We start from the raw sequence: 13697 nt of genomic DNA on the forward strand, positions 1-13697 counted from the left end.
GACCCCGATGGTCGCGCTCGCGGTCCCCGCAGGAGAGGCCACCACCGTGTCCGAGCAGACGCCGTCCCCGTCCCAGCCAGAGGAGCCGGCCGCCGAACCGCAGGTGGCTGCCACCCAGGACGCCGAGCCGACGCCGGTCGGCGGGACCACGGAGCCGGCGGAGGAGGCCGCGGACGCTCCGGCCGAGGAGGTCGCCGAGACGCCGGCCGAGGAGGTTGCCGAGGCGCCCACCGACGTCCCGAGCGAACCTGCGGAGGAGACCGCCGAGGCTCCCGTCGAGCCGGCCACGGACGCCGTCGACGCCCCCGCTGAGGAGGCCGACCAGGCACCCGAGACGCCGGCCGACCTCCCGAGCGAACCTGCGGAGGAGACGGCCGCGGCTCCCGTCGAGCCTGCCACCGACGAGACGGCCGCGGAGGTCACCGCCGAGCCTCCGGCCGAGCCGACCGCGGAGGCGCCGGCCGCGGACGCACCCGCCGAGGCAGCGCCTGCGCCGACCCCGGCCGCGCCCAAACCGACCCCGCGACCGGCCGCGCCCTCCCCGTCCATGTTCGCGACGCGCAAGCCGGCCGCCCCGCGCCCCGCTCCTGCCGGCGCCGGCGCGACACCGGAGCCGCACCCGGACCCGAGCGAGTCGATGAAGCACGGCCGCGTCGGCGAGGACGGCACCGTCTACGTCATCGCCGCCGACGGCTCCGAGCGCGAGGTCGGCTCCTACCCCGGTGCATCACCGGAGGAGGCCCTGGCCTACTTCGCCCGCAAGTACGACGAGATGCTCGCCTCCGCCGACCTGCTCAAGGCCCGGCTCGCCGGGACCGAGGTGTCGGCGCACGACGCGCGCCAGTCGCTGGCCCACCTCAAGGAGCAGATCGGCGAGGCCCACGTCGTCGGCGACCTGGCCGCCCTCACCACCGTCGTCACGCACCTCGAGGAGGAGGTCAGGACCCGCTCCCGCACCGAGCAGGAGCAGCGGGTCAGGGCCAAGGCCGAGGCCGCGCAGGAGCGGGAGAAGCTCGTCGTCGAGGCGGAGAAGCTCGCCGCGACGGAGCCGTCCAAGGTGCAGTGGAAGCAGAGCAGCACCCGGGTCCGGGAGCTGCTGGAGGAGTGGAAGGCGCACCAGCGCTCCGGCCCCAGGCTGGACAAGGAGCTGGAGAACTCGCTCTGGCAGCGGTTCAGCCACGCCCGCAGCGGCTTCGACAAGATGCGCAAGTCCTGGTTCGCCCAGCTCGACGAGGAGCACGCGACGGCGAAGTCCGTCAAGGAGCGGCTGGTCCGCGAGGCCGAGGCGCTGTCCACCAGCAAGGACTGGGGCGCGACGGCCGGCTCCTTCAAGCGGCTCATGCAGGAGTGGAAGCGCGCCGGCCGGGCCTCCCGCGCCGACGACGACGCCCTGTGGGCCAGGTTCAAGGCCGCGCAGGACTCCTTCTTCGACGCCAAGGACGAGGTCGTCGCTGCCGAGGAGGCGGAGTTCGCCGAGAACCTCAAGGTGAAGCAGGGGCTGCTCGTCGAGGCCGAGGCGATCACCGTCGACGAGGGTCACCTGGACCAGGCCAAGGCCGAGCTGCGCAAGATCCAGGACAGGTGGGACGCCGCCGGCAAGGTCCCGCGTGCGGACATCAAGCGGGTCGAGAACCGGCTGCGCTCGGTCGAGCAGAAGGTGCGCGACATCGAGGACTCGCAGTGGAAGCGCACCGATCCGGAGCTGAACGCCCGGGCCCAGTCCATGGTCGACCAGCTGGAGCGGGCGGTCCAGGGCCTGGAGGCTGACCTGTCCGCCGCCCAGGCCGCAGGCGACGAGAAGAAGGCCCAGGACCTGGAGGCCGAGCTGTCCACCAAGAAGACCTGGTTGCAGTCGGCCCGAGGAGGCCTCGGCCGGTGAGCAGCATCGCTCGTCTCGCGACCCAGGTCGGCGAGGTCGCCGACGGCCTCTGCGCCTACCTGGACGCCTCCCCGTCACCCTTCCACGCCGTGCACGCCGCACAGGAGCTGCTCACCGGGGCCGGATTCACCGAGGTCTCCGAGACAGAGCCCACGCCGTCCGCGCCCGGCAGCTACGTGGTCCGGCGGGGTGGCTCGCTCATCGCCTGGTCGACGGCGCACCTGCCGGCCGACCGGCCGGCGCACACGGCATACCGGGTGGTCGGGGCGCACACCGACTCACCCAACCTGCGGATCAAGCCGCAGCCCGACTGGTCCCGGGCCGGGTGGCAGATGCTCGGCGTCGAGGTCTACGGCGGCGCCCTGACCAACTCCTGGCTGGACCGCGACCTGGGCCTCTCCGGCCGGGTGGCCGTCCGCGACACCACCGCGCCGGACGGCGTCAGCCAGCTGCTGTGGCGCTGCGACGACCCGCTGCTGCGCGTCTCCCAGCTCGCGATCCACCTGGACCGCACGGTCCGCTCCGAGGGCCTGCGCCTGAACGACCAGGAGCACCTCGCGCCGCACTGGAGCACCGGAGCGGAGCCGGCTCGCTTCCGCGACTGGCTGGCGGGGCAGGTGGACGTCTCCCCGGACGACCTGCTCGGCTTCGACGCCATGACCCACGACCTCAGCCCCGCCCGGCGCACCGGTGGGGAGGGCGAGCTGATCGCGTCGGCACGGCTGGACAACCTCGCCACGTCGTATGCCGCCGTCCGCGCCCTGCTGCAGGCGGTGGCGACGCCCGGCGAGGCGGCGTCGATGCCGCTGATCGTCCTCTTCGACCACGAGGAGGTGGGCAGCACCTCCGAGCGGGGAGCGCAGTCGACCTTCCTGCCGTCCTGGCTGGAGCGGATCGTGCTCGCGGCCGGCGGCGGGCGGGAGGACTACTGGCGCTCGCTCGCGGGGACCGTCATCGCCTCCGGCGACATGGCGCACGCGACCCACCCGAACTACGCGGAGCGGCACGAGCCGGGGCACCCGATCGTCATGAACGGTGGTCCGGTGCTCAAGGTGAACACCAACCTGCGCTACGCCACCGACTCCCTCGGGGCGGCGACCTTCGCGCTCGCCTGCGAGCAGGCGGGCGTGCCCATGCAGACCTTCGTCACGCGCTCCGACCTGCCCTGCGGCTCCACCGTCGGGCCGGTGACCTCGGCCCTGACCGGTGCCACGACGGTGGACTTCGGGGCCCCGGTGCTGTCGATGCATTCGACCCGGGAGATCTGCGGGACGGTGGACCAGGCGGGGTATGCCGCGGCGCTGGCCGCCTTCCTCGCCCCCGCCTGACCCCCGAATTCGACTACTCGAAACGTCGCCATGGCGAGCAGAAGCACAGTCGAAATCCGGTCGGCTCCCTGATCGCCGGAATTCGACTACTCGAAACGTCGCCATGGCAAGCAGAAGCACAGTCGAATTCCGGCAGTCCGCCGCGCCGGGGTGACAGCCGCGCCGGGGTAGCAGCGTCGCTGGGGAGCGGCCTCGCAGGGCGGCCCGTGCCGGACCGGGTCAGGAGGCGTCGGAGGGCTGGGCCGCCTCCCGGCGGTGCGGGTCGGTGCTGGTCGTGCCGGTGACCCGGTAGGCGTCGAGGACCGCGGGGATCCGCCGGACCGCCCGCAGCACCGACTCCAGGTGCGAGGGGTCGGCCATCTCGAAGGTGAACTTGGACAGCGCGACCCGGTCACGGCTGGTCTGCACCGACGCGGACAGGATGTTGACGTGCTGCTCGGAGAGGACGCGCGTGATGTCGGACAGCAGGGCGGACCTGTCCAGCGCCTCCACCTGCATGTTCACCAAGAAGAGGCTGCGCTCGGTCGGGGCCCACGCCACCCGGAGGATCCGCTCGGGCGACTTGCCCTGCAGCTCGACCGCGTTGGTGCAGTCGGTGCGGTGCACCGACACGCCCTTGCCGTGCGTGACGAAGCCGAGGATCGGGTCGCCGGGCACGGGGGTGCAGCACCGGGCGAGCTTGACCCAGATGTCGTCGGCCCCGACGACGGTGACGCCGGGGTCGCTGTGCGCCACACGCCCTCGGCGGGGCCGCACCGCCTCGGCGAGGTCCTCCTCGGTGCCGTCCTCGCCGCCGAGGGTGGCCTGCAGCTGCTTGACGACGTGCTGGGCGGAGACGTGCCCCTCCCCCACGGCCGCGAACAGGCCGTCGATGTCCTTGTAGTTGAGCCCCTGGGCCACGGCGGTGAGGGTGTCGTGGCGCATCAGCCGCTGCAGCGGGGCGTTCTGCTTGCGCAGCACCTTGGCGATCTCGTCCTTGCCGGACTCGACCATCTCCTCGCGCCGCTCCCGGGTGAACCACTGCCGGATCTTGTTGCGCGCCCGCGGGCTCTTGACGAAGCTGAGCCAGTCCCGGCTGGGTCCTGCGTCCTGCGCCTTGCTCGTGATGATCTCGCAGACGTCGCCGTTGCTGAGCTCGGAGTCCAGCGGCGCCAGCTTGCCGTTGACCCGTCCGCCGACGCACCGGTGGCCGACCTCGGTGTGCACGGCGTAGGCGAAGTCCACGGGGGTGGCGCCCGCGGGCAACGCCATCACGTCGCCGTCGGGGGTGAAGACGTAGACCTCGGCGGCGCCCATCTCGAACCGCAGCGAGTCCAGGAACTCCCCCGGGTCCGACGTCTCCTGCTGCCAGTCGATGAGCTGCCGGAGCCACTGCATACCCTCCAGCGCGCCCGGGGCGCCGTCGGGACCGGCGACCGCCTTGGTGCCGTCGGGGCCGTGCTCCTTGTACTTCCAGTGGGCGGCCACGCCGTACTCCGCGCGCCGGTGCATCTGGTTGGTCCGGATCTGGATCTCGACCGGCTTCCCGCTCGGCCCCATCACCGTCGTGTGCAGCGACTGGTACATGTTGAACTTGGGCATCGCGATGTAGTCCTTGAACCGCCCCGGCACCGGGTTCCACCGGTTGTGCAGGGCGCCGAGCACCGCGTAGCAGTCCTGGATCGAGTCGACCAGCACGCGCACGCCGACCAGGTCGTAGATCTTGTCGAAGTCGTGCCCCCGCACGATCATCTTCTGGTAGACCGAGTAGTAGTGCTTGGGTCGTCCGGTCACCGTCGCCCGGATCTTCGCGGCGCGCAGCTCGTCGCCGATCTCGGTCCGGATCCGGGAGAGCATCTCCTCGCGCGCCGGTGCCCGGTCGGCCACCATCCGCACGATCTCGTCGTAGACCTTGGGGTAGAGCTGGGCGAAGGAGAGGTCCTCCAGCTCCCACTTGATGGTGTTCATCCCCAGCCGGTGGGCCAGCGGGGCGTAGATCTCCAGCGTCTCCCCCGCCTTGCGCGCCGCGCTCTCCGCCGACACGTAGCGCCAGGTGCGGGCGTTGTGCAGGCGGTCGGCGAGCTTGATGACCAGCACCCGGATGTCGCGGGCCATGGCCACGACCATCTTGCGCACGGTCTCCGCCTGGGCGGCGTCGCCGTAGGTCACCTTGTCCAGCTTGGTGACGCCGTCGACCATCATCGCGATCTCGTCGCCGAAGTCGGAGCGCAGCTGCCGGAGGGAGTATGGCGTGTCCTCCACCGTGTCGTGCAGCAGCGCCGCCGCGATGGTGGAGGGGGTCATGCCGAGCTCGGCGAGGATCGTCGCCACCGCGAGGGGGTGGGTGATGTAGGCGTCGCCGGACTTGCGCAGCTGACCCTTGTGCATCTCGTCGGCGACGGAGTATGCCCGCTCGATCAGGCCGAGGTCGGCCTTGGGGTGGGTGGCCCGGACCGAGCGGAGGAGCGGCTCCAGCGCCGGGTTGGTCGAGGTCCTCGTGCCGCCGAGCCGCGCCCAGCGTGGCCGCAGACCGCCACCCACCCTCGCGGGGGGTGTCGTCGCGGCCGGCTCGCTCATGCACAGATCATAGGTCGTCGGGGGGACGCCTCCGCACGCCGGTGACGGGCGTCGCGGGCCCTCAGACGCTGGTCAGGCAGTGCAGGTCGTAGCCGGTGAGCTTGTCCCGGCCGGCCAGCTCCCCGATCTCCAGGACCAGCTCGATCGCCGCGACGCTGGCGCCGCACCGCTCGATCAGGTCGCAGGTCGCGGCGAGGGTCCCGCCGGTGGCCAGCACGTCGTCCACGACCAGGACCCGCTCGCGGTGCGAGACGGCGTCCTGGTGGATCTCCAGGGTCGCCGTGCCGTACTCCAGCGTGTAGGAGGTGCTGTGCACGGCGGCCGGCAGCTTGCCCGCCTTGCGCACCGGGACGAAGCCCACCCCGAGCTCGTGCGCGATCATCGCCCCGAGGATGAAGCCGCGGGCCTCGATGCCGGCGACGACGTCCACCGTCCCGCGGCGCCGCTGCACCGTGTCGGCGACGATCCGGTCGCGCAGCTCCCGGTCGAGCAGGACCGGCGTGAAGTCCTTGAAGACCACGCCCTCCTCCGGGAAGTCCGGGATGTCACGCATCCCGGCGAGCACGTCGGCGGCGAGCTGGGCATCAGGGGTTGCCATGGCCTGATCCTAGGGCTCAGCGGCCGCGCTTCTTGCGCTTGGGCTGGTTGCGCGGGCCGCGCTGCGCGTAGGGGTGCAGCTGGCGCCCCTGCGTCTGCCCGCCGCGCAGGCCGCCGCCGGTGTCCGCCGTCGCACCGGCGCCACCGGAGGTCTCGCCGTCCTGCCCCGCGCCCACGCCGACCAGCTCGTCCTCGCCGTCGCCGGGCATACCGTCGGCGTCCGCCTCCTGGTCACGGGCCGCCTCGCGCGCGTCGTGCCGGGCCCGGCGCCTGGTGACCTGGGCGTCGTGCTTGCGGATGAAGAGCTCGCGCTCACGCAGGTGGACCAGCAGCGGGGTCGCGATGAAGATCGAGGAGAAGGTCCCGACCGCGATGCCGATGAAGAGCGCCCACGCCAGGTCCACCAGGGTCCCGGGGCCGATGAGCGAGATGCCCACGACCAGGATCACCGCGACCGGCAGCAGTGCCACGACCGAGGTGTTGACGGACCGGACGAACGTCTGGTTGACCGCCTGGTTGGCCGCCTCGCCGTAGGTCTGCCGCTTGGTGTCGAAGGCGTGCTCGGTGTTCTCCCGCACCTTGTCGAAGACGACGATGGTGTCGTAGATCGAGTAGCCCAGGATCGTCAGGAAGCCGATGACCGACGCCGGGGAGACCTCGATGCCGAGGAGGGCGTAGATCCCGACCGTGAAGAGCACGTCGTGGATGAGGGCGACCAGGGCGGCGACGGCCATCTTCCAGGTGTGGAAGTAGAACGTCAGCACCAGGGTCACGAGGGCGAGGAAGACCGCGAGGGCGATCAGCGCGCGCTGGGTGACCGTCTCCCCCCAGGACGGACCGACGAAGGAGCTGGTCACGTCCTCGGTGTCGACGCCGAACTCGTCCGCCAGGTCGGCTCGGGCCGCCTCGGCGTCCGCGTTCGGCAGCTGCCCGGTCTGCACCCGGACGGTGTCGTCACCGATCTGGGTGATGGTCGTGGTGCCCTCCGGGTTCACCGCCTCGATGACGTCGCCGGCGCGCTGCTCGTAGTCCTCCATCTGGGTGGCGCTCACCTGGCTGACGCGCAGCTCGGAGCCACCGCTGAACTCGATCCCGAAGTTGAGCCCGCGGCCGAACAGGCCGACGAGCGAGACGGCGATCAGCACCGCGGAGAGGAGGTACCAGAACGTGCGGCGGCCGACGATGTTGTAGGACCGCGCGCCCGAGTAGAGGTCGTTGCCGAGGCGGGAGAAGCGCGACATCAGACCACACCGCCTTCCAGTTCCTCGCGGGTATGCCGTCTCCGTCCGGGCGCGATCACGTCCGGTTCGCGCACCCGGCCCCGGCCCAGGTAGGCCGAGCGCTTGGCGCCGAGACGCTCCGGCTCCATCCCGGACCACTTCTTGCCCTCGCCGAAGTAGCGGGTGTTGGCCAGGATGCTCACCAGCGGGTGGGTGAACATGAAGACCACGAGGAGGTCGATGACGGTGGTCAGACCCAGCGCGAAGGCGAACGCCTTGACCCCCGACTCGGAGAGCAGGTAGAGCACGGAGGCGGCGATGAGGTTGACCACGTCGGAGATGATCAGCGTCCGGCGCGCCCGCTCCCACCCGGTGTCCACGGCATACCGCAGCGGTCTGCCGGCTCGCACCTCGTCCCGGATCCGCTCGAAGTAGACGATGAAGCTGTCGGCGGTGATGCCGATCGCCACGATGAGTCCGGTGACCCCGGCCATGGTGAGCCGGAAGTTGTTGGCCCAGCCGAGCAGGGTGACCGACCCGTAGGCGAGCAGCGCCGCGACGACCAGGGAGCCGATGGCGACCAGCCCGAGGGCGTGGTACTGCACCAGCATGTAGGCGAAGACGAGCAGCAGGCCGATGATCCCGGCGATCACGCCGTAGCGCAGCTGCTCACCGCCCAGCGTCGGGCTGATCTGCTCGGAGGTCTGGACCTCGAAGCTGAGCGGCAGGGCACCGAACTTGAGCTGGTTGGCCAGGTTCTGCGACTCCTCCGGGGTGAAGTCACCGCTGATGGTCGCGGTCCCGCCGGAGATCACGCCGTTGACCGTCGGGGCGGTGATGACCTCGCCGTCCAGCACCGTGGCGAAGCGGTTCTGCGCCTCGCCCTGCTGGTAGCCGTAGAGACGGGAGGTGATCTCGGCGAAGGTCTGACCGCCCTCACCGTCGAAGGTGAGGTTGACCTGCCAGCGCCCGGTCACCGTGCCACCCTGCACCGTCTCCGGGCCGGCGTTGGCGTCGGTGACGCTGCTGCCGGTCAGCTCCACCGGGCCGAGGATGAACTTCTCGTCGGCCTCGACGCTGCAGGCCACCGTCGGCTCGGCGGAGGGTGCGCTCGCGACCTCGGTCGCGACGCCGTCGGCGGCGCAGTCGAGCGCGGTGAACTCCTCCTGCAGCTCGGGGGTGATCTGCGCCAGGCTCGAGGGGTCGGCCGGCGGGGCCGTCTCCTCCTCGGCGGGAGGGGCGGTGCTGCTGTCGTCGTCGGCGGGCACACCGGGGGCCTGGGTGGCCTCGGTGCCGTCCTCGGTCATCGGGAGCCGGGTGCCACCGCGGTTCTCCTCGGTCTGCTCGGCCTCGTCGGTCGTGCCGTCGTCGGTCGTGCCCTCCTCGACGGAGTCGCCGGTCTCGTCACCCGTCCCCGACCCCTCCTGCTGCTGCTCGAGCTCCTCGAGCTGCTCCTGGATGAGGCTGGGCGGCAGCGGCAGGGTCCGCTGCTCGGGCAGCTCCGCCTGCGGCCCGGTCGGCTGGGCCACCAGGACGGGACGGAAGCTGAGCTGCGAGGACCGGCTCAGGGCCTCCACCTGGTCGGCCGTGGGGTTGCCCGGGATGGCGACCGAGACGTTCTGCCCCATCCGGGTGACCTCCGCCTCGGCGACCCCGCCGCCGTCGACCCGGCGACGGATGATGTCGATCGCCTGCTCCAGCTGGTCGGCGGACGCCGCGTCGCCCTCCTCGGTGAGGGGCGCCATGACGATCTGCCGCCCGCCCGCCAGGTCCAGGCCGAGCTGCGGGGTCAGGGATGCCGCGGGCTCGGCCCACAGCCGCGCCACACCGATGCCACCGAAGAGCAGCACGGTGACCACGAGCAGGCTGAGCAGCGTGCGCAACGGGCCCCGCATCCGGGCGCTGCGCTGGCCCCCAGGACCACGCCGGCCCCCCGACCGACGCTGTCTGCGCCCGCTGCCCTCGCCGGCCCCGGGCAGGTCCTCGTCACGACGGGGCGCCGGGGTGGAGGTCGTCATCGGGGCTGCCCGTCGGCGCCGTCGGCGCCGTCCGCATCCTCGCCCTGGTCATCGGCCGTGTCGTCGCGGGTGGTCCCGACAGCACCGGTGCCGCCGGTCATCGACAGCGGCAGGATGGCCCGTCGCTGGAAGAGCAGCACCACGCCACCGGCCTCCAGGTGCACGACGTCGGCCTCGACGGCGCGGATGACGCCATACATCCCGGAGGTCGTCATCACCTCCTGGCCCGGCTGCAGCTCGCTCTGAGCACTCGTCACGGCCCGCGCCCGCCGGCGCTGGCTGAACATCAGGAAGAGCAGGAAGAGGATCGGCAGTGCCAGGATGAGGAGCGTGATGCCGCTGCCCCCCGCGCCCGCAGCGGCGCCGGTCGCCAGTGTCATGGAGTGACCCTTCGAAGCGTGTCTCGTGAGGCGCCAGTTGCGACGCCGTCGTCCCGACGCGCGCTCCTGTCGAGCGCGGCGGGCACCCGGGGCAGTCTAGGTGAGAGGGCTGGGGCCACCAAAGAGGTGGGTGTGCCGTGTCCGTCCCCGTCGCGTGCGGCGTGAGGTCGAGGCCGCCCCGGGCGGGCGGCTCGTCCCCCTCGGCGGTCTCACTCGCCCAGCGGCAGGGTCGCCGGCTCCTCGCCGTCGCGGCCGAACCGGCCACCGGCCGCGCCGGGCACCGCGCCACCAGCCTCCGGTGGCGGCGTCAGACCGAGATGCTGCCACGCGGTGGGGCTGGCCGCCCGGCCACGAGGGGTACGCAGCATGAAGCCCTCCCGCACCAGGTAGGGCTCGGCGACCGTCTCCACCGTGTCCGGCTCCTCGCCCACGGCCACGGCGAGGGTGGACAGGCCGACCGGGCCACCGCCGAAGCGGAGGCACAGCGCGTCCAGCACGGCACGGTCCAGCCGGTCCAGACCCAGCTCGTCCACGTCGAAGAGGGCCAGCGCCTGCTGCGCGGCCGGCTCGTCCACGACGTCCTGACCGTGCACCTGCGCCCAGTCCCGCACCCGGCGCAGCAGCCGGTTGGCGATCCGCGGGGTGCCCCGGGACCGGGAGGCGATCTGGGCGATCCCCGCGTCGTCGGCCTCGATCTCCAGCAGCGCGGCGTTGCGGTGCAGGATCTCCACCAGGTCCTCGGTGGCGTAGTAGTCCAGGTGCCCGGTGAAGCCGAACCGGTCGCGCAGCGGCGCGGGCAGCAACCCGGCCCGGGTGGTGGCACCCACCACGGTGAACGGCGGCAGCTCCAGCGGGATGGCGGTGGCGCCCGGCCCCTTGCCCACGATGACGTCCACCCGGAAGTCCTCCATGGCGAGGTAGAGCATCTCCTCGGCGGGGCGCGACATCCGGTGGATCTCGTCCAGGAAGAGCACCTCGCCCTCGACCAGGGAGGAGAGCACCGCCGCCAGGTCGCCGGCGTGCTGGATGGCCGGGCCGCTGGTGATCCGGATCGGCTGCTCCAGCTCGCCGGCGATGATCATCGCCAGCGTGGTCTTGCCCAGGCCGGGCGGGCCGGAGAGCAGGACGTGGTCGGGCGGGCTCCCCCGGCGCCGGGCGGCCTCGAGGACCAGCCCGAGCTGGTCCCGCACCCGCTGCTGCCCGGGGAAGTCGGCGAGCCGGCGGGGACGCAGCGCCGCCTCGATGCGCCGCTCCTCGTCGCTCCCGGCGGGGTCGACGACGCGCTCCATGCCGGCCAGGTCCTCCCCCACCTCCACCTCGTAGGAACCGTCGTCGTGCGGTTCGGGCGCGCCGGTCACCGGCCCAGCTCCCGCAGCGCCGCCCGCAGCAGCGCGGCCACGTCGGCGGGCGGCGCCTCACCCGAGGTCGCCGCGGACATGGCGGTGTCTGCCTGCTTGGCGCTCCACCCCAGACCCTGCAGCGCCTCCCGCACCTGGCCGTGCACCGCGTCCTCGGCACCGCTGGTCGCCGCGGGCGAGGTCGACCCCGACCCGACCCCGACGGCCAGGATCTTGTCCTTGAGCTCCAGCACCAGCCGCTCGGCCGACTTCCTGCCGATCCCCGGCACCTTGGTGAGCGCGACCAGGTCGCCCTGCGCGAGGGCGGAGCGCACGTCGTCGGGCGAGTGCACCGACAGCATCGCCAGGGCCAGCCGGGGCCCGACGCCGCTGACCGTCTGGACCTGCTCGAAGATCGCCTTCGCGTCCGCCGTGTCGAAGCCGAAGAGTGTGAGCGACTCCTCGCGCACCACCAGGGTCGTCTCCAGCGTGATCTCCCGACCCGTGGCCGCCCCCGCCGCGGTGTCCGGGGTGGTGTGCACCAGCAGGCCGACACCGCCCACCTCCACGACCAGGTGGTCGAGGCCGACGTGTCGGACGGCACCGTGGACCGAGGCGATCACCGGGTCCTCCTCCGGGTCGTGGTGGTGGGGCTGCCCGCCCGCGCGGACGCGCGCGCCGCCGCGGAGCGCGCGGCGGTGCGGTGCTCCGCGTGCAGCTGGGCGAGCCGGTTGGCTGGGGCCTGCGCCGCCTGGCGCTCGGCCTCCTCGAACCGGGTGGAGGTCGCCTCCGGGCGGTGCGGCACCGCGCCCCGCCACAGGTGACAGATCGCCAGGGCCAGGGCGTCGGCCGCGTCGGCGGGACGCGGCCTGCTCTCCAGCGACAGGATGCGGGTGACCATGTGGCCCACCTGGGCCTTGTCCGCGCGGCCGTTGCCCGTGACGGCGGCCTTCACCTCCGACGGCGTGTGCAGCGCCAGCGGGAGCCCCAGCCGGGCGGCGGCCAGCATCGGCACCGCCGAGGCCTGGGCCACGCCCATGATGCTGCTGTTGCGGGTGCTGGCGAAGACCCGCTCCACCGCCACCGCCCCCGGACGGGTCCGGGCGATCCACTCGTCCAGCTCGGTCTGCAGGGACAGCAGTCGCTCGGCCGGGTCGTCCGACGGCGGGGTGCGCACCACACCGACCTCCACCAGCCGCAGCCGCCGTCCCGGCAGCCCCTCGACCACCCCCAGACCGCAGCGGGTCAGGCCGGGGTCGACGCCGAGCACGCGCATACCGCTCCCGTTCGGTGGTGTGGACAGATGTTCGCACTCCACGCTACAAGCCCGGACCGACCCTGCCCTCGCGCGACACGCGTGCAGCGCAGTGCCGCCGGTCAGTCGTCGGCGTCGAGCTCGGCCAGCACCTCGTCCGAGATGTCCGCGTTGGAGTAGACGTTCTGCACGTCGTCGCAGTCCTCCAGGGCGTCGACCACCCGGATGACCTTCTTCGCCCCGTCGACGTCCAGCGGCACCTCCATGCTCGGCACGAAGGTCACCTCGGCCGAGTCGTAGTCCAGACCGGCGTCCTGCAGCGCGGTCCGCACGGCGACCACGTCGCTGGCCTCGGAGATCACCTCGAAGGACTCCCCGACATCCTCGACCTCCTCGGCGCCGGCCTCGAGCACGATCTCCAGCAGCGAGTCCTCGTCCGTGTCGCCGCTCTCCTGCTCCTTCGGGACGACGACCTGACCCTTGCGGTCGAAGAGGTAGGCCACCGACCCGCTGTCCGCCATCGACCCGCCGTTGCGGGTGAGCGCGGTGCGGACCTCCATCACGGCGCGGTTCTTGTTGTCGGTGAGGCACTCGATGTAGAGCGCCACGCCGCCGGGGGCATACCCCTCGTAGACCAGCGCCTCGTAGCTCGCGCCACCCGCCTCCGCGCCCGATCCGCGCTTGACCGCGCGGTCGATGTTGTCGTTGGGCACCGAGCTCTTCTTCGCCTTCTGGATGGCGTCGTAGAGCGTCGGGTTGCCCGCGGGGTCTCCCCCGCCCATGCGCGCCGCGACCTCGATGTTCTTGATCAGCTTGGCGAAGAGCTTGCCGCGCTTGGCGTCGATCGCCGCCTTCTTGTGCTTGGTCGTCGCCCACTTGGAGTGACCACTCATCGACGTGTCCTCGTCCTTCGTCTCGGTGCCCGGGTCCGCTGCGGCGCAGGGCGCTCGCAGGATCGACCGCCCAGGCTACCTGCCGTGGCAGCTCCTGCCCCCACGCCGGGAGGTGCCATGGCCAGGCAGAACGGCACCACGCGCACCATCGCCCACCCTTGCCCCAGGCATACCTCGTGCACCATAGTGGGCACGGTCGGAGCAATGTCCCTGCTCAGGCCAACCCACTCGACT

At 72.3% G+C, this 13697-nt stretch carries 11 protein-coding genes; 2 read left to right on the plus strand and 9 right to left on the minus strand.

Going from position 1 to position 13697, the window contains the following annotated elements; all coding sequences use genetic code 11:
- Positions 1 to 7: 7 nt before the first annotated feature.
- Positions 8 to 1879, plus strand: coding sequence for a DUF349 domain-containing protein (locus FXF60_RS01420; RefSeq protein ID WP_151523454.1), 1872 nt, complete (start codon positions 8 to 10; stop codon positions 1877 to 1879).
- On the plus strand, positions 1876 to 3207 hold the full coding sequence (locus tag FXF60_RS01425) for a M18 family aminopeptidase (protein WP_151523455.1): 1332 nt from the start codon (positions 1876 to 1878) through the stop codon (positions 3205 to 3207). The genes FXF60_RS01420 and FXF60_RS01425 overlap by 4 nt, the downstream gene beginning before the upstream one ends.
- A gap of 219 nt (positions 3208 to 3426) precedes the next feature.
- Here FXF60_RS01425 and FXF60_RS01430 read toward each other — a convergent pair whose 3' ends face one another.
- The 9 genes from FXF60_RS01430 to FXF60_RS01470 all read right to left on the minus strand — a co-directional run bounded on the left by FXF60_RS01430 (position 3427) and on the right by FXF60_RS01470 (position 13463).
- On the minus strand, positions 3427 to 5763 hold the full coding sequence (locus FXF60_RS01430) for a RelA/SpoT family protein (RefSeq protein ID WP_151523456.1): 2337 nt from the start codon (positions 5761 to 5763) through the stop codon (positions 3427 to 3429).
- Positions 5764 to 5824: 61 nt separating this feature from the next.
- Positions 5825 to 6361, minus strand: coding sequence for an adenine phosphoribosyltransferase (locus FXF60_RS01435; protein WP_151523457.1), 537 nt, complete (start codon positions 6359 to 6361; stop codon positions 5825 to 5827).
- Between the two features lie 16 nt (positions 6362 to 6377).
- Positions 6378 to 7601, minus strand: a complete 1224-nt coding sequence (secF, locus tag FXF60_RS01440) for a protein translocase subunit SecF (protein WP_151523458.1) — start codon at positions 7599 to 7601, stop codon at positions 6378 to 6380.
- Complete coding sequence (gene secD / locus FXF60_RS01445) at positions 7601 to 9598, minus strand: protein translocase subunit SecD (protein WP_238335633.1); 1998 nt, start codon at positions 9596 to 9598, stop codon at positions 7601 to 7603. The genes secF and secD overlap by 1 nt, the downstream gene beginning before the upstream one ends.
- Positions 9595 to 9978, minus strand: coding sequence for a preprotein translocase subunit YajC (locus FXF60_RS01450; protein WP_151523459.1), 384 nt, complete (start codon positions 9976 to 9978; stop codon positions 9595 to 9597). The genes secD and FXF60_RS01450 overlap by 4 nt, the downstream gene beginning before the upstream one ends.
- A gap of 209 nt (positions 9979 to 10187) precedes the next feature.
- A complete protein-coding gene (ruvB, locus tag FXF60_RS01455; protein WP_238335653.1) occupies positions 10188 to 11267 on the minus strand; it encodes a Holliday junction branch migration DNA helicase RuvB in 1080 nt (359 codons plus the stop codon).
- A gap of 65 nt (positions 11268 to 11332) precedes the next feature.
- The gene (gene ruvA / locus FXF60_RS01460) at positions 11333 to 11938 is read right to left on the minus strand and encodes a Holliday junction branch migration protein RuvA (RefSeq protein WP_151523461.1); all 606 of its coding nucleotides are present in this window, start codon (positions 11936 to 11938) and stop codon (positions 11333 to 11335) included.
- The gene (ruvC, locus tag FXF60_RS01465; protein WP_151523462.1) at positions 11935 to 12591 is read right to left on the minus strand and encodes a crossover junction endodeoxyribonuclease RuvC; all 657 of its coding nucleotides are present in this window, start codon (positions 12589 to 12591) and stop codon (positions 11935 to 11937) included. The genes ruvA and ruvC overlap by 4 nt, the downstream gene beginning before the upstream one ends.
- Positions 12592 to 12692: 101 nt before the next feature.
- Positions 12693 to 13463 (minus strand): YebC/PmpR family DNA-binding transcriptional regulator, encoded by a 771-nt coding sequence (locus tag FXF60_RS01470; RefSeq protein WP_151523463.1) that lies wholly within the window; start codon positions 13461 to 13463, stop codon positions 12693 to 12695.
- Positions 13464 to 13697: the final 234 nt, after the last annotated feature.

Origin of the sequence: Serinicoccus kebangsaanensis (genome assembly GCF_008919445.1) — a bacterium.
GTDB classification, from domain to species: Bacteria; Actinomycetota; Actinomycetes; order Actinomycetales; family Dermatophilaceae; genus Ornithinicoccus; species Ornithinicoccus kebangsaanensis.

Bases quoted from the DNA above. Each gene is read 5' to 3' on its own strand.
- secF (WP_151523458.1), bottom strand. From the start codon at position 7,601: ATGTCGCGCTTCTCCCGCCTCGGCAACGACCTCTACTCGGGCGCGCGG.
- ruvC (WP_151523462.1), bottom strand. From the start codon at position 12,591: ATGCGCGTGCTCGGCGTCGACCCCGGCCTGACCCGCTGCGGTCTGGGG.
- ruvB (WP_238335653.1), bottom strand. From the start codon at position 11,267: ATGGAGCGCGTCGTCGACCCCGCCGGGAGCGACGAGGAGCGGCGCATC.
- FXF60_RS01420 (WP_151523454.1), top strand. From the start codon at position 8: ATGGTCGCGCTCGCGGTCCCCGCAGGAGAGGCCACCACCGTGTCCGAG.
- FXF60_RS01450 (WP_151523459.1), bottom strand. From the start codon at position 9,978: ATGACACTGGCGACCGGCGCCGCTGCGGGCGCGGGGGGCAGCGGCATC.
- FXF60_RS01435 (WP_151523457.1), bottom strand. From the start codon at position 6,361: ATGGCAACCCCTGATGCCCAGCTCGCCGCCGACGTGCTCGCCGGGATG.
- FXF60_RS01470 (WP_151523463.1), bottom strand. From the start codon at position 13,463: ATGAGTGGTCACTCCAAGTGGGCGACGACCAAGCACAAGAAGGCGGCG.
- FXF60_RS01430 (WP_151523456.1), bottom strand. From the start codon at position 5,763: ATGAGCGAGCCGGCCGCGACGACACCCCCCGCGAGGGTGGGTGGCGGT.
- secD (WP_238335633.1), bottom strand. From the start codon at position 9,598: ATGACGACCTCCACCCCGGCGCCCCGTCGTGACGAGGACCTGCCCGGG.